Annotated in this window: 14 protein-coding genes; 10 read left to right on the top strand and 4 right to left on the bottom strand. The window is 38.7% G+C overall.

Annotated elements, in window-relative coordinates:
- Nucleotides 1-10: 10 nt before the first annotated feature.
- From AC4EG4_RS06745 to AC4EG4_RS06735, 3 genes are all read left to right on the top strand, one after another.
- Nucleotides 11-496 carry a hypothetical protein gene (locus tag AC4EG4_RS06745; RefSeq protein ID WP_490987350.1) on the top strand — a complete coding sequence of 162 codons (486 nt, stop codon included), beginning with the start codon at nt 11-13 and terminating at the stop codon, nt 494-496.
- Between the two features lie 925 nt (nt 497-1,421).
- Nucleotides 1,422-3,275 carry an EAL domain-containing protein gene (locus AC4EG4_RS06740; protein WP_490978510.1) on the top strand — a complete coding sequence of 618 codons (1,854 nt, stop codon included), beginning with the start codon at nt 1,422-1,424 and terminating at the stop codon, nt 3,273-3,275.
- Between the two features lie 98 nt (nt 3,276-3,373).
- Nucleotides 3,374-4,630, top strand: a complete 1,257-nt coding sequence (locus AC4EG4_RS06735) for a GGDEF domain-containing protein (protein ID WP_490978509.1) — start codon at nt 3,374-3,376, stop codon at nt 4,628-4,630.
- 293 nt (nt 4,631-4,923) lie between these two features.
- Here AC4EG4_RS06735 and AC4EG4_RS06730 read toward each other — a convergent pair whose 3' ends face one another.
- From AC4EG4_RS06730 to AC4EG4_RS06720, 3 genes are all read right to left on the bottom strand, one after another.
- A complete protein-coding gene (locus tag AC4EG4_RS06730; protein ID WP_490987349.1) occupies nt 4,924-6,945 on the bottom strand; it encodes a putative bifunctional diguanylate cyclase/phosphodiesterase in 2,022 nt (673 codons plus the stop codon).
- A gap of 152 nt (nt 6,946-7,097) precedes the next feature.
- Nucleotides 7,098-8,855, bottom strand: a complete 1,758-nt coding sequence (locus tag AC4EG4_RS06725; RefSeq protein ID WP_490987348.1) for a sensor domain-containing protein — start codon at nt 8,853-8,855, stop codon at nt 7,098-7,100.
- Nucleotides 8,856-9,281: 426 nt separating this feature from the next.
- Nucleotides 9,282-9,767: a hypothetical protein gene (locus AC4EG4_RS06720; protein ID WP_490987347.1), complete on the bottom strand. Its 486-nt coding sequence runs from the start codon at nt 9,765-9,767 to the stop codon at nt 9,282-9,284.
- Between the two features lie 582 nt (nt 9,768-10,349).
- Here AC4EG4_RS06720 and AC4EG4_RS06715 point away from each other — a divergent pair.
- The 5 genes from AC4EG4_RS06715 to AC4EG4_RS06695 all read left to right on the top strand — a co-directional run bounded on the left by AC4EG4_RS06715 (nt 10,350) and on the right by AC4EG4_RS06695 (nt 16,412).
- Nucleotides 10,350-11,033: a response regulator transcription factor gene (locus tag AC4EG4_RS06715; RefSeq protein WP_490987346.1), complete on the top strand. Its 684-nt coding sequence runs from the start codon at nt 10,350-10,352 to the stop codon at nt 11,031-11,033.
- Nucleotides 11,034-11,035: 2 nt separating this feature from the next.
- The gene (locus AC4EG4_RS06710; RefSeq protein WP_490987345.1) at nt 11,036-12,040 is read left to right on the top strand and encodes a sensor histidine kinase; all 1,005 of its coding nucleotides are present in this window, start codon (nt 11,036-11,038) and stop codon (nt 12,038-12,040) included.
- Nucleotides 12,041-12,159: 119 nt separating this feature from the next.
- On the top strand, nt 12,160-12,843 hold the full coding sequence (locus AC4EG4_RS06705; RefSeq protein ID WP_490978503.1) for an ABC transporter ATP-binding protein: 684 nt from the start codon (nt 12,160-12,162) through the stop codon (nt 12,841-12,843).
- Nucleotides 12,840-15,419 (top strand): ABC transporter permease, encoded by a 2,580-nt coding sequence (locus AC4EG4_RS06700; RefSeq protein ID WP_490987344.1) that lies wholly within the window; start codon nt 12,840-12,842, stop codon nt 15,417-15,419. Before AC4EG4_RS06705 ends, AC4EG4_RS06700 begins: the two co-directional genes overlap by 4 nt.
- Nucleotides 15,420-15,911: 492 nt before the next feature.
- On the top strand, nt 15,912-16,412 hold the full coding sequence (locus tag AC4EG4_RS06695; protein ID WP_490987512.1) for a site-2 protease family protein: 501 nt from the start codon (nt 15,912-15,914) through the stop codon (nt 16,410-16,412).
- Between the two features lie 197 nt (nt 16,413-16,609).
- Here the strand turns inward: AC4EG4_RS06695 and AC4EG4_RS06690 are convergent, their stop codons facing one another.
- Nucleotides 16,610-16,825: a hypothetical protein gene (locus AC4EG4_RS06690; RefSeq protein ID WP_490987343.1), complete on the bottom strand. Its 216-nt coding sequence runs from the start codon at nt 16,823-16,825 to the stop codon at nt 16,610-16,612.
- Between the two features lie 508 nt (nt 16,826-17,333).
- Between AC4EG4_RS06690 and AC4EG4_RS06685 the strand changes: the two genes are divergently transcribed.
- A complete protein-coding gene (locus tag AC4EG4_RS06685; protein ID WP_490987342.1) occupies nt 17,334-18,473 on the top strand; it encodes a PstS family phosphate ABC transporter substrate-binding protein in 1,140 nt (379 codons plus the stop codon).
- Nucleotides 18,474-19,196: 723 nt separating this feature from the next.
- The gene (locus AC4EG4_RS06680; RefSeq protein ID WP_490987341.1) at nt 19,197-19,775 is read left to right on the top strand and encodes an alpha/beta hydrolase; all 579 of its coding nucleotides are present in this window, start codon (nt 19,197-19,199) and stop codon (nt 19,773-19,775) included.
- Nucleotides 19,776-20,101: the final 326 nt, after the last annotated feature.

Raw genomic sequence — 20,101 nt, 5'->3', positions numbered from 1 at the left:
GTGGCAAATATTGAAAAAAGCACTTATTACTTTATTAATATTATATGCGATTTCCTTTTTTGTTTTTATGCTAATTAATCAAATGACAGTTAGTCCAGGAACTTCATCTGGAAATGGTAATCCCGCTTTGCTGCTTGCGGTACCTCTGATTCCAATTCTAATTGTTGTGATTGTTTTATGGAAACAAATATTTCGTGCTTATTCAGTTACCACTCGTTTTTCTATAGTGGGTCTCTTTGGCACCTTAACTTATTTAATAACGGCTCTTGTTTACCAAAAGAAAAGAGTTGAAGATTATAAAGAAGTGATAAGAAGCGTACTAAACGAACAAACAGGTTTAGTCGATATAGATTATCTAAATAGCATCACTTCGCCTTTTTCTATCTTTGTAAACAACCAATATTTTAACACTCATACTTTCTTAATTTTTATAGTAGCGTCTATTTTTCTTGCTTTGGTTGACGATTTATTAACCCTTTCTGATACTTCTTCTTAGACGGTATTCCTAAAAAGATTCAGTAGTTTATCAACTCAGGAACACTACATAATTGGTATTCTCCAACGTGTCCATTGATAAAGAAGTACTAATAATGGCGGAGTTTCATTAGTTGAGGCGATCCGGAAAGTAAAAACCACGAATATTATGAATCGGGAAACTTTCAGGCAAAAAAACTGTAAAACGGAAGAAGTTTTGATGTTTCTGTTTTATAAACAGCTTTTTAGAAAAAACTTGTGTGGTGTTGTCAAAGGGGAAGGAACTTAACAATAAGTTCCTTCCCTTTTTTGGTTTTCAGAAATTTCCTTTTGTAAAAGGCGCACCGGCAATATGTATGTAAAAGTAAATAAATCTTTTCGTGTATGTTGGCATTCCTTCAGTTTCTCTAAACTTTAGACTTGTTTCTATACGAACTTAATCAAATCCAAATTCATAAAACTCCCCTATAGCTTGTCATACTTTTTGTTTCTTGTTGGAGAACTTAACTGATGCTCCATTAATTTCCTTTTTAATGCTGGATAATGGAATGACATAATCTAACTGGCTTCGTCCCCATCAGATAAGGATTTTTCTTATAGCATAGGGAGTAAGTGACACAGAAAAACAAATTTTTTTAAAATTTTCATAAAATATAACTTTATAGGTCTTTATTAGTGGTATTATAATTTTTACATACTATATTATTTATAAAAATGTTAAATAATACAATTTTAATAAATAGTTTTACTATGTAAATAATGTTACTAGAGGAGTTTAATAACATGCTAGAACACATATTAGTTCTACATTGGTAGGTTTCACCATTTTTATTGTCACTCATCATGGTATTACTTACTTCATTTGCTAAAACAAAACTGTTCTTTGCAAATAAATTAAAAAAAGCATCAGGGCCTATTCTCAGAGAATTAATAACGGATGGAAGGAATTGAAAACCATACAACACCTAAATTATACAGACTACTTAACTGGATTACCGAATAGCAATTTCCTAAATAAACGATTAAAAGAGTTGGTAGATGACAAAAATGAAACTGCTATTTTGTTGTTGGAATTAGAAAGAATGAACAATATTAGAGACTCTATGGGACAAGAATCGAGTAATGCGATTATTCTTCTTGCCAGCGAACGAATAAAAACGGTTTTGGGTGAAGATAGTATTTTAATGCGGTGGCAAGAAGACAAATTCGTTATTCTCTTGACGAATACAAATTTTAAACGAACCACAACTATAGCAAAAATAATTTTAGAAATCATAGCTCAACCTTTAAAAAATATTCACCACGATATGTATGTCAATCCAAGTATAGGCATCAGCATGTATTCCAAAACCAGCAACACTATTGAGATATTGTTAGAAATGGCGAATTCTGCTCTTCATTATGCAAAAAAACACGGAAATAACAGTTACCACTTTTATACGTCTGACTTGGACGAGAAAACCCGAGAAAGTTTAGAGCTTGAAATGGAACTCTATAGAGCCATTGAACTTGACCAACTGACACTTCATTACCAACCACAACTTCATTTAAGTACGGGAGAGTATATTGGAAATGAAGCTTTAATTCGATGGAATCATCCAACAAAAGGAATGATTTCTCCTCTCCAATTTATTCCCATTGCTGAAGAAACGGGGCTTATTATTCCAATTGGGGAATGGGTATTGAAAACAGCTTGTGCACAAAATAAAAAATGGCAGTTAGCTGGATTTCCTCCAATGGCGATATCAGTCAATCTTTCCTCTCGGCAATTTTCACAAACAAATATCGTTGAAGTTGTGGAAAGAGTATTAGCTAAAACAGATTTAGAACCCAAATATCTTGATCTTGAAATTACAGAGAGTATGACAATGGATGTTGAAAGTTCCATTAAAAAATTACATGCCTTAAAGAAAGTCGGTATAACAATTAGTATCGATGATTTTGGCACAGGCTACAGTTCGTTGTCTTATTTGAAAGAATTTCCCATAGACCGGCTGAAAATAGATCAGTCTTTTATTCGTGACTGCCATCTTGATCCAAATAATGGGACCATCGTGAAAACAATTATTTCGATGGCCCATCATTTGAGCATTCAAGTAATTGCAGAAGGTGTGGAGACGAAAGAACATTTGGATTTTCTTCAAGAAAATTTATGTGATGAAGTTCAAGGTTATTTGTTAAGTAAACCACTGCCTGCGAAAAGTTTAGAACAAAATTTTTCTGATTTACACGAGAGCATTAGAAATCATGGACTTACGCCTGGAATAAGTCAAAGTTTATGGTTGGAAAGAGAATTAACACTGACTAAGCAAGAATTGCAAGACACCATTCGACAACAGGACGGCATCATTTTTAAGTTTAAATACAAAGATGGGAAATTCATTCATACCCTTTGCGATGGAGAACTACTTTATCGAATCGGATTGACTCCTAAACTGGTGATCGGCAAAGAACTCTCGCAGATTTTTTCTAATGAAAAAGCAAAAGATATCGAGCGGAACTATAGAAGGGCCTGGAAAGGGGAACAAAATATTTCTTACGAAGGTGAGAAAAATGGAGTTTACTATCTTGTGATTTTACGCCCGATAAAAAGAATGAAAAAGGTTGTGGAGGTCATCGCAACCTGCATCGATATCACACAACGGAAGCACGCAGAGATAGCCCTGCAGCACAGCGAAAACAATTACCGGTTAATGGTGGAAAATATTAGCAACGCCATTAATGTGGTTGATAAAAATGGTCTAGTTCTTTATGCATCTCCATCTCGTGAAATTTTAAAAGGAATCTATCAAAACAACTAATTGTTTTATTCTAAGCAATAAAAATTAATAAGTAGACAAGTATTGTACAAAATACTTATCAACCAGGAGAACCCTGTAAAATTGGAGCGAAATACTAAATGACAAATGATTTTTATTTTCAAGTACAAGAAAGAAATGACCACGCAGCAGCGTTAATCACTGCAACTAAAGAACTTGCTTTTCAAACCGAAGAAAAAGCTGAACTTGCAGCAGCGTTAATCATCATGAACAAAGAGCTTATCTTTCTAAATGAAGAAAAAGATAAGCGCGCAGCAGAGTTAATTATCGCGAACAAGGAACTGGTTTTTCAAAATGAAGAAAAAGATAAGCGTGCAGCAGAATTAGTCATTGCGAACAAAGAACTTGCCTATCAAACGAAAGAAAAAGCTGACCGCGCAGCGGAGTTGGTGATCGCAAATAAGGAACTTATCTTCCAAAATGAAGAAAAAGATAAACGCGCAACAGAGTTAGTCATTGCGAACAAAGAACTGGTTTTTCAAAATGAAGAAAAAGACAAGCGTGCAGCAGAGTTGGTCATTGCAAATAAAGAGCTTGTCTTTCAAACCAGAGAAAAAGTAGATCGTGCAGCAGAGTTAATCATTGCAAACAAAGAGCTGATCTTTCAAACGGAGGAAAAAGCTGATCGTGCCGCAGAACTAATCATTGCAAATAAAGAGCTTGCTTACCAAACAGAAGAAAAAGCTGACCGCGCAGCAGAGTTAATTGTCGCAAATAAAAAACTTATCTTTCAAACGGAAGAAAAGGCTGACCGTGCTGCCGAATTAATTATTGCGAACAAAGAGTTGGTTTTTCAGAATAAAGAGAAGGATAAACGTGCGATAGAGTTAACAAATGCAAACAAAGAACTTGTTTTTCAAAACGAAGAAATTCTCTATCTTAGCTACCATGATCAATTAACAGGTTTATATAATAGAAGATTTTATGAAGAAGAGTTAAAAAGACTTGATACGATCAAAAATTTGCCTTTGACGATACTTGTTGGAGATGTAAATGGCTTAAAGGTAATCAATGATTCTTTTGGACATTCCATGGGTGATGTATTGCTGAAAAAATCTGCAGAAGTAATTAAAAGAGGCTGCCGGATCGATGACATTATCTGCAGAATCGGGGGAGATGAGTTTGTTATTTTATTGCCTAACACAGATTCTTCGGAAGCAAAAAAAATCAGCAAACGCATCAATGAAATTTCATTGCTGGAAAAAGTCGGCTCTATTAGTATTTCGGTTTCTTTTGGTTATGACACTAAATATGATGAGCAATGTGATATTGAAGAAGTTTTTAAAAAAGCAGATAAAAACATGTATACCAACAAGCTCTTAAGAGTTGGAAAGTAAAGAATAGCAATGCTTTGATTTGAATTAGTCCACATACATTCCGCTTTCTTGACTCACTAATATGCAATTCGAAATTGAAGAAGGAACCTGTGTTTAAATGAATGGCAATTTATAAAAAGAAAAACAGCCTTCGATGAACTGCACCTCCATTGTTAGACACCAATCTAACAATGGAGGTGCAGTTTTTTTATGGAAATAGATAAGAATACCAACCCTTGTGAGCTGTAGAATCGGAAAACTTAAGTATGACGAACTCTATTCCATCATCGGGTACTTTATTCAAGGAGCTGGTCTTATGGTGTAAATAGGTGTTTATTCTTCAAGTATTTCGTTTCAAAGTCGGTAACTTTCATTGGCTTGTCGTACAAGTAGCCTTGAAAAATACTGCAGTCGTTAGTCAGAAGAAAGTCTGCTTCTTCAATATTTTCAACGCCTTCAGCCACTAGGTCACATTCAATGCTTCTAGCCAGATAAATCAGAGATTTTAAAACGGATTCCGATTTCACATCCTGGCCAATTTTTTGCACAAAAAACCGGTCGATTTTGATTTTGCTGATGGGGAAGTGTGTCAAATAGGAAATCATCGAAAAGCCGGTGCCAAAATCATCAATGGCGATGGACATTCCCTTCGACTTGCATAGATATAAATTCTCCAATATCTTAGGTGAATAGGTCAATTCTGCCTGTTCGGTAATCTCGATTTCAATCATCTTTGGATTAATTTTATACTCGGACATTAATTCAACGAAATGTTCGAAGAAGTTCGAATTGCTTAGAAGTGACGCAGTCATATTGATCGCTACCGGTGAATTCCATCTGTATAGCCTTTCCCATTCCTTCATCTGTGTAAAAACTTCGTTGAGCAGATGAGAGGTCATTAACACAATTTTTCCAGATTCTTCGGCTACTTTGATAAATTCAAGCGGGGAGATTTCACCGAGCGTCGGGTGAGACCAGCGCGATAGAATCTCTGCACCCACAATTTTGCCAGTGTGCCCGTCGATTTGCGGCTGGAGGGTATAATAAAATCCGTTTGTTTTCAAGTCGCCGTCGAGCCCATCTTCAATCAATACCCGGCGATTCCGCAGAGTGATCATTTCCAGACTGAAAAAGATATGGGAATTACCAGGGGAAAGCTTCGCTTCGCTCATGGCGATCTCTGCATTGGAAAGCAAGGCATCTACTGTAATGGCATCAACTGGGTGGCTGACTATGCCAACGCTGGTACTAACGTTAACCTTTTGAGCATGATCTAAAGAGAAGGGATTGGCGAATATAAGTTCAATTTTTTTTATAAGCTCCTCATATAATTCGTCAGGATGCTGCTTCCAAACGATCAAAAATTCATTCCTATCAGAGCGTCCAATGTGGCAGGATTCGCTGACGAGCTCTTTCAGTTCATCAGCCACTTTTTTCATGATGGTATCACCTGCGTCATAGGTGTAAATGGAATTAATGAAGTTCAAGTTATCAACCATCAAATGGACAATAGAAAAATCGATTCCTTGTTCCAGTAAAGACTGTATCTTTTGGATAATTAGCTTACGATTTGGCAAGCGGGTCAAGTAATCGTAATACGCAAATTCTGTTAATTGAGCTTCTGTTTTTTTCTTTTCGCTTACATCCTGAAAATAGACGGACAAACCTCCTTTTTCTAGAGGACAGGCTTTCACCAGGAACCATTTATCCAGCGGTTTGTAATAATCGACAAACTCGATGATGGTCTGTTCGGTCAAAGCACGGTTGTAGTGATGTGAAAAGGAGTCCAAAGCTTCCGGAAAGAGTGTAAAAATCCCTCTCCCGGCTGCGACTCCTCTTTTAACCTTAAGCAGCTCTTCTGCAATTTCATTCATGTAAATGACATTCAGATGGTCGTCCAACAAATAGAAACCATCTGTCATGCTTTCTAAAACAATTTCAGCAGTAATTTTCTCTTCAGAATGGAAGGTTATTGGTTTGAGATAGATGACAGCTCCTCTAGCGTGTTCGGAATCTAACTGAATCCCGCGGACAGTCACCTGCAGCCATTGAGTTTCTCCATTGCCCAAAAGAAAGGGATGCATCTGCCTATGTTCAGGTAGGTCATTTGCCATTACTTGTTTAATGAGGTTTTGTTCATCTGTTTTGCCCCGGCGCTCCAATTGTTCAAAATAATCCGTTCCAGTTTTCCAAAGGCCATCTTTTATTTCGTGTTCGATGCAAAAATTAACCCATGCTTGATTTACCTTAATAATTTTTCCATTTTCATCAATGGCAATAAGGAATTGATCTAGGGTGTTAATCCACTCCTGAATTTGTCCATAATTCTTTTTCATTAAGACACCCTCATTCCTATCAAATTACTATATCTGTTTGAGCGTGTTCAATTTTATTGGAGTGCCTGTTTTTTGTCCTCCAGTAGTTCAAAATAAAACACCTTTTTCTTACGTGAAATTTGTTTTATCGTTCCGCTCATTTTCTAACTTCGTCAAAGGTTTGATTCATAAGAGTTAGCAGTTTCTTTAGTCGGTTGTCCAACAAATGGACTGTTATCACCAGTGCTCAGGTTGACTCCTTCAAGACTTTGAAGGCGATAGGTGCCTCTGCCGGCTTTTTTGGCTTCGTACATCGCCAAATCGGCCTTTTTCAGTATGGAGGACACCGTGGCGCCCTCTAAAGAAACCAATGCAATGCCCATGCTGGCTGAAACATTTGCTGGGCCCTTCTCAAGCGTCCACGGGGCTTCCATGGCCAATTGGATGTCGTGTGCGAGTTCTTTCGCTGCTTCGCCTGTCGTGACGCTTGGCAGCAGCAATACAAATTCATCGCCACCGAGGCGGGCAGCCATATCACCTTCTTCAAGTGATTGAGTGAGACGTTTGCCAAATTCCTCGATTACCTCATCGCCAACTTCATGGCCCAGTTGGTCGTTGATTTGTTTGAAATGGTCAATGTCCAGCAAGATGACCGCTAAAGTTTTGCCGGATGGCTGTTGAGCAGCAATTTCTTCGGTTAGCCGCTGCTTGAAAAAGCGCCGATTGGGCAGCCCCGTCAGCGAATCGTGATAGGCGTAATAATGAAGTTTCGTTTCGTATTCTTTTTGGAGCGTAATGTCCCGTGTCATAGTCAGCATATGGACAAAGGCACCCTGCTCATTAAAAATCGGGGTTCCCTGAAGTTCCGACCAACGCCATCCCTTGGTTTTGTGTTCCATTCGGATTTCAATCACATAGCTTTTCGCTTCTTGGAGCGCTTGCGCATAGATTTTCCTTACCTGTGAAATATCTTCTGGATGAACGGTATGAAAAGAGGGTTTGTCCATGTATTCTTCCGGCTGAAATCCGTAGACATCTTTGATGGAAGGGGAGACGTACAAAATCTCTCCTTTGTCATCCCGTAAGACAATGACATCATGGGCATTTTCGGCAATGATGCGGAAGCGATTTTCACTTTCGGCGTATTGGCTGATGAGGTGATCAATTTCCGTCATATCCCGCAGGACGGCATAAACGCCGACGATGGCGTTTTCTTCTTCAATGGGCGCAAACTGGATGGACACGCTTATCAAATGCCTCATTTTTCCGCGAAACTTAGTTCGACACCCTTCGACATGTCCGTTCACTGCCTGACTGTAGTAATCTTTCAGTAATGCAGCGTCAGATTCGTAAAAAAAATTCTGGAATTCTACGCCAGTAATTTCCTCAGGCAAAAAGCCGGTCAGCTGCTCGACAGTTGAATTGCCTGCCTGAATCTTGCCGGCCAGGTCAAGAGACAGGATGGCATCTGCGTTGTTGTTATATAAGGACCTGTAGCGGGAACGGCTCTCCAGAATGCGTCTCCATGCTTCCTGGCTCTCGAGTTTTGCCAGACGTTCGCCGGTGGTATCTCTGACCACGCCGATAATGTACCGGCAGTTTCCATCGCCTTCAACGAAAGGAGTTAAGGTAGACTCGGAAAAGGAAGAATTGCCCTCCGGCGACATATAGGAGTCTGAATACATGACAATTTCGTGAGTGGCGAGCACCTTTCGATACTGCATCGTCAGTACATGTGCCAATTCGTCGTCATGTACTTCTTGAAAGGTTTTGCCGATGGCTGCTTGAGTTAAGCTGGTGCGGTCAAAAACGGCTTGATTCAGAAAGACATAAGTGAAAGCGTCATCATTTCCAATCTGGACGATAAATACCATATCTTGTATCGCTGTCATCAATGCTTGATAAAAAGGAAGAGCGCGACCTTTTTTCATGTTGTAAACTTCCTTTCTATAAACAAATTTAGGTTAATTTTCTGTGCAACGGTTCTCATTCAAGTGTGGTTTATCTTTTATTTGGACTATAAATTATTTTATTAAGGTAAATTTTTAAAATTAAAATAAATATAAAGTAATAATATGGAAAATTAAGAATAGACTGTCTCTCTATACTACAGGAAAAGTAGTAGAAATATACTAAATTAAAATATATATATTTAATTCTATGTATCTAATTAATTTAATGAGTATAAAGTTTTACTTGTCCCTTCTTATAGTGGAATGATTTTTTCGAAGGAATAGATCGGATTCATTGTTGCTTTTAGCAGGCAATTGTTCTAGCTCTTGATAAAGTCATGTGATGACAAAGTGAACATTCAATCGATTTTGAATGGGGTGAGGGATCTTGGTATTACTTGTTGCTTAATCATCGTTTAATGTGATCTGCAACGTGTCCCATTCGGTATCTTTTTTATAGCGAAGAACGGAAATCACGTAGTCCTTCAAAACAAACTCATAATAGGTCTTACTGTTGTCTAGATCCGAATTCACTTCGATCGGTTCGCCGAACACTGTTTTAAGTTCATCAATGGTTTTATAATCTGCAAATACTTCTGCCGAAACTTCCAAGTGTTGAACCTTATCGCTGTCATGAGCGGTTGAATACGTTATATCTATCCCAAAATACCAGGTCTTGTTATCAAAATTTTTAACAAAGTAGGGCTTTGGTGCAGCTTTTTCTGGTTCTTCTTGCGGCATCTCCAAGCGCAAATCCGAAAATGGGAAATACCCATTGTTTATAGCAGCAAGGGTTTCAGCATCCAGAGAAGTGAGGGCTTCGGTCACATAAAACTCATCGTGCATGTTGAAATCACTGAAAATGTCTGCTGCTTTTCGCGGGTAGGTCACAAGGCCACCATTATTAAAAGTTTTTTCGCCGACTTTTTTAGGCGCTGCTTCGCCAGAAATAAACTCCCAGGTGGTGTATGCTGTTTAAAGCAACCCGAATAAAATACTTAATATGTTTATAAATTCTTCTTGATTATTTTGAACTAGTTTCATGTTTCCCATTATCAAATCTTTATAATAATTCGTAAATAAGTAATTGAGATCATTTTTAGGTACATCGATTTATTATAAATTCTTTTTCAACACTATAAATGACTTGTTGACCTTGTTAAAAGTTTTAATTTTATCAAAAAAACATTTTTTTATTTTTCTATTAGTGAAAATGTTCCTTGTTTAATGTAGGTTAAAAGTAACTACACTATTTTTAAAGTCTTTTCACTTTTCTGGAGAACGTAAACTATCTTATTGGAAATAGATAATTGTTCAGGATTCCGAGTATCAGTGAAATTTAAATGAATTGCTTCAAAACAAAAATAGCCCTCTAGTCATGGAAAGCAAAAGCATGTATCGTAGATTCGTCAGGAATTTACGATACATGCTTTTTAATTTGCGAATTTCAAGTGAAATGATAGGGGGATACACATGAATATCCTAGTTGTCGAAGACGATCGCACCATTGCTTCCGGATTAACATATTCGCTTCAACAAGAAGGTTTCCATACAATTTTGTGTCATACAGCAGCTTCAGCAAAAACGGCAATCGAACAACAGCTTAGCGACATTGATTTATGTTTGCTTGATTTGTCTTTGCCGGATGGAAGTGGCTATGATTTATGCAAGCTGGCTAAGGCAAAGCGGGACATTCCCGTCATTTTTTTGACAGCATTTGATGATGAAGTGAACGTGGTTATGGGTTTAGACATGGGAGCCGATGATTACATTACGAAGCCATTTCGCATACGCGAACTTCAATCCCGTATCAATTCGGTATTGCGCCGCTACCAGCATAAAAGTCCGTCCAAATCCGTCATGCAACTGGGAGATGTCCAAGTGGACACAGTGAATGGGAAAGTACGAAAAGGCGGCAACGAAATTTTTTTAACGGCTTTAGAATATCGGTTGTTATTGATTTTTGCTAACAACGCCGGACAGATCATTACAAGAGCTCAATTGCTCGATCAGATCTGGGATGTCGGCGGAGATTTTGTCAATGACAATACGTTGACGGTTTATATCAAGCGGCTGCGTGAAAAACTTGAGGCCGATCCCGGACAGCCTACCCTCATCAAGACCATCCGAGGTATGGGCTACAAGGCAGGTGATTGAGCTTGTTGCGAAATCGCGAAATTCAGCTATTCTTTACTGTACTAGTTTTTTTTAGCTTTGTTGGGGTGTTGCTTGCAGCTGTATGGGGTTCAGTTGCAGCCGCTCGGAGTGTGTTTGCCATCTCCATCGTATTGATTGCAACTACTGGGGCGTTCACATGGTGGCGCTACAGGGAAATTGACAGGCTGTCAGGTTATCTGCTAAAGATCAGCAATGGCGATTACCAGTTGGATGTTCGAGACAATACTGAAGGAGAATTGAGCTTGCTCAAAAGCCAAATCTACAAAGTAACGACAAGGTTATCAGAGCAAAGTAACACACTCCACAAAGACAAAGATAAACTGACGAATGCCATCTCTGATATCTCCCATCAATTAAAAACGCCGCTTACCTCTATGATGATCATGGCAGATTTGTTAAGTGACAATCGAATTGATGATGAAAAACGTACTGAATTCACTCAGAATTTGAACATTCAGTTGAAGCGGATGGACTGGCTTGTTTCGTCGCTTCTCAAGTTATCAAAAATTGATGCCGGTACGATTGCTTTCAAAAAAGAACCAATACTAGTTGCCGAGCTCATCGAAAAATCATTCGCGCCCTTAATGGTGCCGATGGATATTAAAATGCAGCAAGTAGATATCCAAGGAGACAAGCTTGCTGCATTTTCAGGAGATCTGAATTGGACTGCTGAAGCACTGATCAATATCTTGAAAAACTGCGTTGAACATACCGCACCTGGTGGGAAGCTGTCTGTTCGTTACAAGGAGAATGTTCTTTTTACTGAAATCATCATAACGGATAATGGAAGCGGCATATCAAAACAGGACTTGCCACATATCTTCAAACGTTTCTACAAAGGCAGCAATGCAAACGATGACAGCGTCGGCATTGGCCTTGCGATGGCCTATAGCATCATCACGAGCCAACAAGGAGATATTGAAGTGAAGAGCGAACCGGAGACAGGTACGGTTTTTCATATTAAATTCTACAAGCAGGTAGTTTAAATGACCCTGCTTTTTTGTGTATGTTGCAAAGTGACAAAACTGTCACTCCCCGAGTCATCTCACAGTCATAAAGTCTCTTTATACTGAAACTAGAGATAGACATAAATGGAGGTATTCTAATGACAATTGTAGAAGTGAAAAACTTATCAAAAGTATATGGTGAAGGCGAAACTGCTGTGGCAGCGCTTGATGACGTATCGTTTTCTGTGAACAAAGGCGAGTTTATTTGCATCATCGGGCCATCGGGTTCAGGGAAATCGACCTTGCTCCATTTGCTCGGAGGGGTCGATCAGCCAACGAGTGGCAATGTATCAATCGATCAAACGGACATTTATGCATTGGACGAAACCCAACTCGCCATTTTCAGGCGCCGGCAAATCGGATTGATTTATCAATTTTACAACTTGATTCCGATTTTGACCGTCGAAGAAAACATTACCTTGCCGATGTTGTTGGACGAGCAAAAAGTAGATCCGCTGCAATTCAACAAAGTTTCAAATGCATTAGGGCTTGAAAATCGGTTGTCCCACTTGCCCAATCAGCTTTCCGGCGGCCAACAACAACGGGTGTCAATCGGGCGGGCACTGATCAGCAATCCAGCAATTATGCTGGCCGATGAACCGACTGGCAACCTGGACAGTAAAAACAGCGAAGAAATAATGAATTTGCTGAAAATGTTCAATAAGACATACAATCAAACTTTGATCGTGATCACTCACGATGAGCGCATCGCTCTGCAGGCCGACCGTATCATTTCCATTGAAGACGGTAAAGTAGCAAAAGATGAGGTTATCCGCCCATGAACATCATCAATAAAGTCACCATCCGTCATTTAAAGGAGAACAAACGCCGCTCGCTTGTGACGATAATTGGGGTCATCATTTCTGTTGCAATGATCACAGCAGTAGCCACACTGGGCGTATCGTTTCTTGATATGATGGTTCGCCAGGAAATCGAGAAAAATGGCGAGTGGCATGTCCAATACCAAAATGTAACGGAAGAACAGGTAGAGGCAATTGAACAGGACAGCGCAACACAAAATATGGTTGTCTCAAGCGATGGCTACGCAATTCTGGAAGGTTCTGAAAACGAGTACAAGCCGTATTTGTATTTCAAAAACTATGATAAAGAGGGGATGACGCAGTTTCCTCTTGCTGTCGCTGAAGGGCGTTTGCCGAATACGGAAGAAGAAGTCGCTATTTCAGAGACGGTTCAAGATAATGTTGATATGCCTTTTGAAATCGGAGATGAACTGACTGTGGACGTCGGTGAGCGAGTTCAGATAAACGACAACAAGCTGTTATCACAAGTGGACTCGCTTCAAATCACTGAAGGCGAAACCATGGAAAAGCTGGAAAATTTAGAAACTAAAACTGTAACAATTGTTGGAGTCATCAACCGCCCTGATTGGGAACCAGCCTGGTCACCCGGCTATACGGTAATTGGGTATGTGAATAAAGCAAGCGCTGCAGAGGGGCAGGAATTGGACGTATTTGTGACTGTTGCCAAGCTGGAATCGGAGCTTTTTGACCATGCCGATGAATTGGCCGAACAGAATGGGATTGGTGGCGTTGAGTTTAATTCCGAGCTGCTTCGCTATCATGGCTTGACAGACAACGACAATCTCTGGAGTACACTATTTTCTTTAGCCGGTATTGTTATGGCGGTTATCCTGATTGGTTCGGTAGCACTGATTTACAATTCATTTGCGATTAGTGTGTCTGAGCGGGCCAGGCATTTGGGTATGCTATCGAGCGTTGGGGCGACGAAAAAACAAAAACGCAATTCTGTATTTTTTGAAGGCGCTGTGATCGGAATCATCAGTATTCCAATTGGCCTCTTAGCAGGAATCGGAGGAATCGGGCTAACATTTATCTTTATCAATCCACTAATCGAAGATGCACTCTATATTACGGAAAAGCTGGAATTGGTAGTTACACCGGCTTCTGTGATCCTGGCATGTGGTATTTCAATTTTAACCATTTTCATCTCTACTTATATACCGGCAAGGAGGGCGTCCAAAATATCAGCGATTGATGCCATGCGCCAAACTCAGGATATCAAGCTGACTGGAAAAAGCGTCAAAACGTCCAAATGGGTCCGTAAAGTGTTCGGTCTTGAGGCGGAGATTGGATTGAAAAACGTTAAGCGAAACCGCAAACGCTATTTAGCAACTGTATTCTCACTTGTTATCAGCATTGTGTTATTTTTATCCGTGACTTATTTTACGGACGGGTTGAAAAAATCATTGGAAATGTCGCAAAGCGCCAGTCAATATGATCTGCAAATAAGCGGAGATGAATTGGACGATGTTGACTTGGCGAGTTATGCCCAGTTGGAGCAAGTCACAAAGACAACATTGATCAAAAATGCCCAAGCAGAAGCATTAATCGAAAGGGATCAGCTTCCTGGGCAACTAACAGAACAACTGGAAAACGGCGAAATGTTCCTTGAAGATGAGAAATTCCGTTACTATGTTGATCTTCAAGGCATAGACGACGCAAGTTTTGCAGCCTATGCTAAAGAGATGGGGATGGAAGCTGATGGGTTTGCAGGCAATGGGAAAGCGATTGTCATTGACCAGACATCTTATGAAAATGCAGATTCCGGTAAATTCGTTGAAACTAATACCATCAACACGGAGGTTGGAGAAGAGATTGAACTGAATAAAATCCTATACAGTGAGTCAGGTGAACAGCTCGAAGGCGAAATATTGACTACAGTTGAAATTGCAGCTTTGACTGATCAACTGCCCATGGGTGTCCAAGCGGCGGGGCTTGGTGGTCTGACCATCGTCGTTCCAAAAACGGCATTTGATCAATTGGATTTCACTGAAGAGGAAGCATCGACTTCCATCTATGCGACCAGCTCTGATCCGATGGCAACTCAAGAAGTGATTGAAGAACAAAATGATACGGATATTCAAGTGTATAATATTTTTCAACAGCGTCAGCAGCAAGAGCAGATGATTATATTGATGTCCATATTTACTTACGGTTTTATAACACTTATTTCACTCATTTCCATTGCGAATATCTTTAACACAATATCCACAAGCATTTCGCTTCGGAAAAGGGAGTTTGCAATGCTGAGATCGGTCGGCATGACCCCAAGTGGATTCAACAAAATGATTCGTTACGAAAGCCTTTTTTACGGAGCAAAAGCATTGGCTTATGGTTTGCCAATCAGTATAGTAGTGATGCTAGTGATGCACCGTTCGCTCGGCTACACGTTCCAGTATGAATTTTCTCTTCCTTGGATGAGTATTCTTTTTACGATCGTAGTAATTTTCCTGATTGTTGGAGCAGCCATGCTGTATTCAATTATCAAAATAAAGAACGCGAACATTATTGAAAGTCTCAAACAGGAAAACGCGTAAGACACGACAATAAAGAAGAGCAGTAGTTTACAAGTGAGAAGTTGTCAAAAGCTATTTAAGCAAAAAGGGAGAGAAGGTGTGTATTGAATAGCATCATCTCTCTCATTTGTATGCAAAAGTTACTTTTGTGAACGGTTTTATTTCCCATATTAAATGTATTTCCCTTTCTTGAGTATATTCGAGTAAAAGGTCATTCTGGTTCTTGGATTACTATCAGTATCATTTCATTAAAAAAATTCTATCGATCAACTTCAAAAATCAGCCAAGCACTATGAACTTTATAGCGCTTGGCTGATCTTTTTCGATATTCGAGTTAAGTTAGTTTGAAAAAATTTCGGAAATAAACTTATATGATCTAAATTGGGAAATTTGTTCAAAAATGAATCTTTTAGTATTTTCCATCGTAGTAAAGAATAGGAAGTGACAGATAACTTAGTTTTCAAAAAATATGTCGACGACGATCACCCAAAGAAAATGGAGGTTAGTACATTGATGGTTTTAGAAATTTTTACTGTTCTGCTGATTATCAATATAGTTCTCTTAATTCATGAAATGGGCCATGCCATCGCAACAATTATGCAGAATCAAAAAGCGAAGGCAGAAATTTATTTTGGTTCATCCAGCAAAGAGAAAAAACTGAAACTCAAGCTTGGGAGAATTACCTGCTATTTGACAATTGCGATTTCAGCGTTCTGCCGTACTTCGAACCCTGAGGAACTGCCGCGAATTACTCCAAAACAAAGATTTTGGGAACTGGCGGGTGGACCAATTGCTTCATTAGTAGGTTTCCTAATACTTTACTTTACCTCCCAGTTTTTTTCTGGTGTGGCAGGAAACATTTTCATCAACCTTGCAGGTGCTAGTCTATTTCTATTTATAACGCCATTAATTCCGTTTACTTACCCAGCATTTTTAGGGGGACTTCCAAGTGATGGGTTGCAGATTTTAAACCTGTTCAAGCAAAATAGAAAACAAAGTAAAGCTGTTTTATAAAAAGAGGCAAATGTAAAATGAGAGGCGAACCTGTGAAGTTCAGTCCGATGATTTTAGTATTGGATTTTACTCTTTTTAAATGAACTTATAATCAGGTACGAGAATGGCCAGGTTTAGGGAAATCCTTTACCTGGCCATTGTTAGTAGTTTACAAGATTTATTAAAAACAGCTACTAGTCTTCAATTAAATTGGGAAACTATTTCCGTTTTTTTCTTTCACGCATACAAACAATTTTAATCTTTGTTGTTCCAGCTTCATAGTTGTACTCACGACTACTAACTATGTAACCCCATCCATTGTGAAATAGGGTATCTCCATTGTTTGGAATAAATATAAAACCATCTGATGCAATTGCTTCTGGAAAAAGATATTCGTTGTCAGCAATATCAAAATACCTTAATTCAGTTTTCATCCTCTCACCTCCATTATTATTACGTTCTCATGCTAGTTAAAGTTTCACTGATTGCGAACAAGTAAAACCAATTTAATGTGCATCTCCGTTGTTAAGCACAATTAACACCAGCCTCAAATACTAAAGAGTGCTTGGAATTTAATTTTAAAAAGACATAGAAAAACAAGTAGAGAAGAAGTATGATTAAGCAAACTTCTTTTCCTAATTGTCTGTAAAATCCTCCAATTATAACCTTTTTTTAATTAATTATTTTGAATAAAAAAGGAAAAGAATGCTTTCACTCACGTTAGTAAGGTTGGAAGCGAAACCATCATCATGGTTCTGGTAGAGAAGGGAAGGTTGGGCATAAACATGCAGATCAAAGAAACTGATTAAAAGGCAATTCAATATAGAAAATCTATTTTATTTACTGTAAAAATAAGAACATGCTTTTAGAACAGATATCCTGCAAAAGAGTCATGATTTTAAAACGAAACTCGATTGAATACATAATTATTGGAGGCGTAAGATGAATATATTTGCAAAAGCTATAGCAGGAATTATGATAATAATTGGAATTCTTTTTGTATTTTTTGGTGGATTACTTCATATTTTAAACACAGGGGATACCCAGTTAGTTGGCCTCTTTGGCGCAATCATTATTTCACTAATTATTTTCTTTATTTTTCTCATGGAAAAGAGAAACGGAAAAAAAACAGTGATTTGGATTTCATTAGTTTTAGCGGGTGGAGCGGCCTTCGCAATTCCTCATTATTACAAAGAAAGTTTTGAAAAAGTGAGTGATGCAGAAGTAGATCTCTATGCCTATGAACCGTTTAAAGAAAATGAAAAACTGGCGAGATTGAATCAGAAATCCTCATTCCAAATAGAAGGAGAAGTCCCGATTTTGGACGGGGCAACGGCGCTATATCCATTGTTTGCAGCATTTGCTGAGGCTACATATCCAAAGAAGACTTATGATCCGTATAGAGGCCCTGTCGCTACCACAACAACGCCTTCAGCCTATAGTCGGCTTATCGAGGGGAATGTTGATGTAATTTTTGCGGCAGAACCATCTAGTGGCCAGAAACAGGCGGCAAAAGAAGCGGGCATTGAATTGAATTTAACACCGATTGGCCGAGAAGCCTTTGTGTTTTTCATTAATTCTCGAAATCTCATAGATGATTTATCCAGTGAGGAGATCCAAGGAATTTACTCAGGGGAATTTGAAAATTGGGAAGAACTTGGTGGAAGAAACGACGAAATCCGTCCTTTTCAACGACCAGAGGATAGCGGAAGCCAAACTATGTTTATTAAATTTATGGAAGAGCAGGAAATTCAGGAACCTGAAACGGAAGAAATTGCTGGAGGAATGGAGGGAATGATAGAGGAAGTAGCAAGCTATCGCAACTATAAAAATGCCATTGGCTATACTTTCCGATTCTATTCTGTCGAGATGGTTCAAAATGACAAAATTAAGTTACTATCAATTGATGGCAGTGAGCCAAGCCTCGAAAATATTCGCACAGGCGAATATCCATTGACTTCTGAATTTTATGCAATAACCGCAGGAACTAAAAATCCAAACGTGCAGCCATTTATTGAATGGATGCTTTCTGAAGAAGGGCAACAATTAGTGGAGGACACGGGATTTGTGCCGGTCAAGTAAACGTTGGAAGAATGTTAAAAAATAGTAAAAATAAGAACAAGCAAAAGTGCATCTCTTTAATCTTAGCCGGACCGAAATTTGTTTCGCTAGATTAGTTTTAACCAGAATTCCATTTTTAAATTGGACAATAAGGCAACATGTTCTCAAACAACAAGAGCAACAGAGAACTAAAACAAGCCAGTAGGGTGATGCATTCCGAAAGTTAGAGTTTAAATCTAACTTTAAAGGGCATTCCCAAGTCGGCTTGTTTTTTTATAAAATCCATTTTAGAAATTATTGAAAGTATTTAAGTTACTGGCCGAATGCATCTCATTAGTTAAGATTTTAGTCTTTAACCAACTACTCACTCTAACTATTATTCTCCTCCACTCGTATAATTATTGTCTCCCATTTTATAATTTGAACTTTCTCCGGGCTTATTGTGAATGCTGTTTCCGGTGTAGGAATATTCATTTCTTTTTTTGCGCTTCCATTCTATTAATACTCCAAAAGCTACAAGTGCGGCTATAGGAATTGAAAACATCCACATCTTTCATTCACGTCCTTTCGCTGAATTAAAATAGAGGTATAAGTTATAATCTACTTAAAACTAGAATGTTTGTAAAAAACTGATTTATTTGAATTTTAACATAAGAATGATTCTATTTCATCAAAATCAAATAGATAATCAGATGTTTGAAGAGTGAATACAGGCCATTGGAATAAAGTTTGGAGGAGAAGCCAGTGTGCTCAAGTATTAAAAATATAACTTATAATAAAAACGAAAAATACTGGGAAAAATATCAGCAATTCTTTCCAGAAGAAATGCAAATAACTGTCAACAACATGCCTGTCGAAAGATGGTGGCATTGGAACGATTATCACATCCATTTGGATAGAATGCCGGTTTCAAGTTCAAAAATCAAGGTTGTATTACTTCATGGAGCAGGCGGGAACGGCAGACTTTTGGCACCTTATGCCCACATGCTACAACGGCTAGGGTATGATACAGTCTCCCCAGATCTTCCACCTTTTGGACTCAGCTATACTGAACCTTCCCAATCCATGGAGTACCGGGATTGGGTAAAGATAGTAACGGAATTCGTCGAACAGGAGTTCAGGAGAGACTGTAAACCCATTGTTGTACTGGGAGCCAGTATCGGAGGCATGCTTGGATACCAGGCAGCGTGTATGAGCAATCGAGTCAAAGGGTTGATTGTAACGACGTTTGTGGACACTAGCGATCCAAAAGTTCGTGACCAAATAGCTCCTAACAAGATAATAAGCCGCGCTGGCAAAATTGCGATGGATGGCTTTCCATAGGCGTTAGATGGGTTTCACATACCAGTTAAAAAAGTATCAAAAATGGAGTTCATTACAAATAATAAAGAACTGACAACATTAATTATGAACGATCCTCTAGCTGCTGGAACAAAAGTGACTCTGCGATTCTAAGAACTTTTTTAAATACAAAGCCATTGATTGAGCCCGAACTCTTTGATGTCTGCCCCATATTACTTGCACATCCTGAAATAGACCCGATGACGCCATTTAACTTAAGCAAGCCTTTTTATGACAGATTAAAGTGTAAAAAAAGATATGTGATGTTAGAAGGAGCAGGTCACTTTCCAATTGAGCAACCAGGTGTA

Source organism: Planococcus sp. TJ-201 (genome assembly GCF_058268495.1).
This window is presented reverse-complemented; position numbering and strand designations above follow the sequence as displayed.

Bases quoted from the DNA above. Each gene is read 5' to 3' on its own strand.
- AC4EG4_RS06735 (WP_490978509.1), top strand. From the start codon at position 3,374: ATGACAAATGATTTTTATTTTCAAGTACAAGAAAGAAATGACCACGCA.
- AC4EG4_RS06730 (WP_490987349.1), bottom strand. From the start codon at position 6,945: ATGAAAAAGAATTATGGACAAATTCAGGAGTGGATTAACACCCTAGAT.
- AC4EG4_RS06725 (WP_490987348.1), bottom strand. From the start codon at position 8,855: ATGAAAAAAGGTCGCGCTCTTCCTTTTTATCAAGCATTGATGACAGCG.
- AC4EG4_RS06715 (WP_490987346.1), top strand. From the start codon at position 10,350: ATGAATATCCTAGTTGTCGAAGACGATCGCACCATTGCTTCCGGATTA.
- AC4EG4_RS06705 (WP_490978503.1), top strand. From the start codon at position 12,160: ATGACAATTGTAGAAGTGAAAAACTTATCAAAAGTATATGGTGAAGGC.
- AC4EG4_RS06700 (WP_490987344.1), top strand. From the start codon at position 12,840: ATGAACATCATCAATAAAGTCACCATCCGTCATTTAAAGGAGAACAAA.
- AC4EG4_RS06695 (WP_490987512.1), top strand. From the start codon at position 15,912: ATGGTTTTAGAAATTTTTACTGTTCTGCTGATTATCAATATAGTTCTC.
- AC4EG4_RS06690 (WP_490987343.1), bottom strand. From the start codon at position 16,825: ATGAAAACTGAATTAAGGTATTTTGATATTGCTGACAACGAATATCTT.
- AC4EG4_RS06685 (WP_490987342.1), top strand. From the start codon at position 17,334: ATGAATATATTTGCAAAAGCTATAGCAGGAATTATGATAATAATTGGA.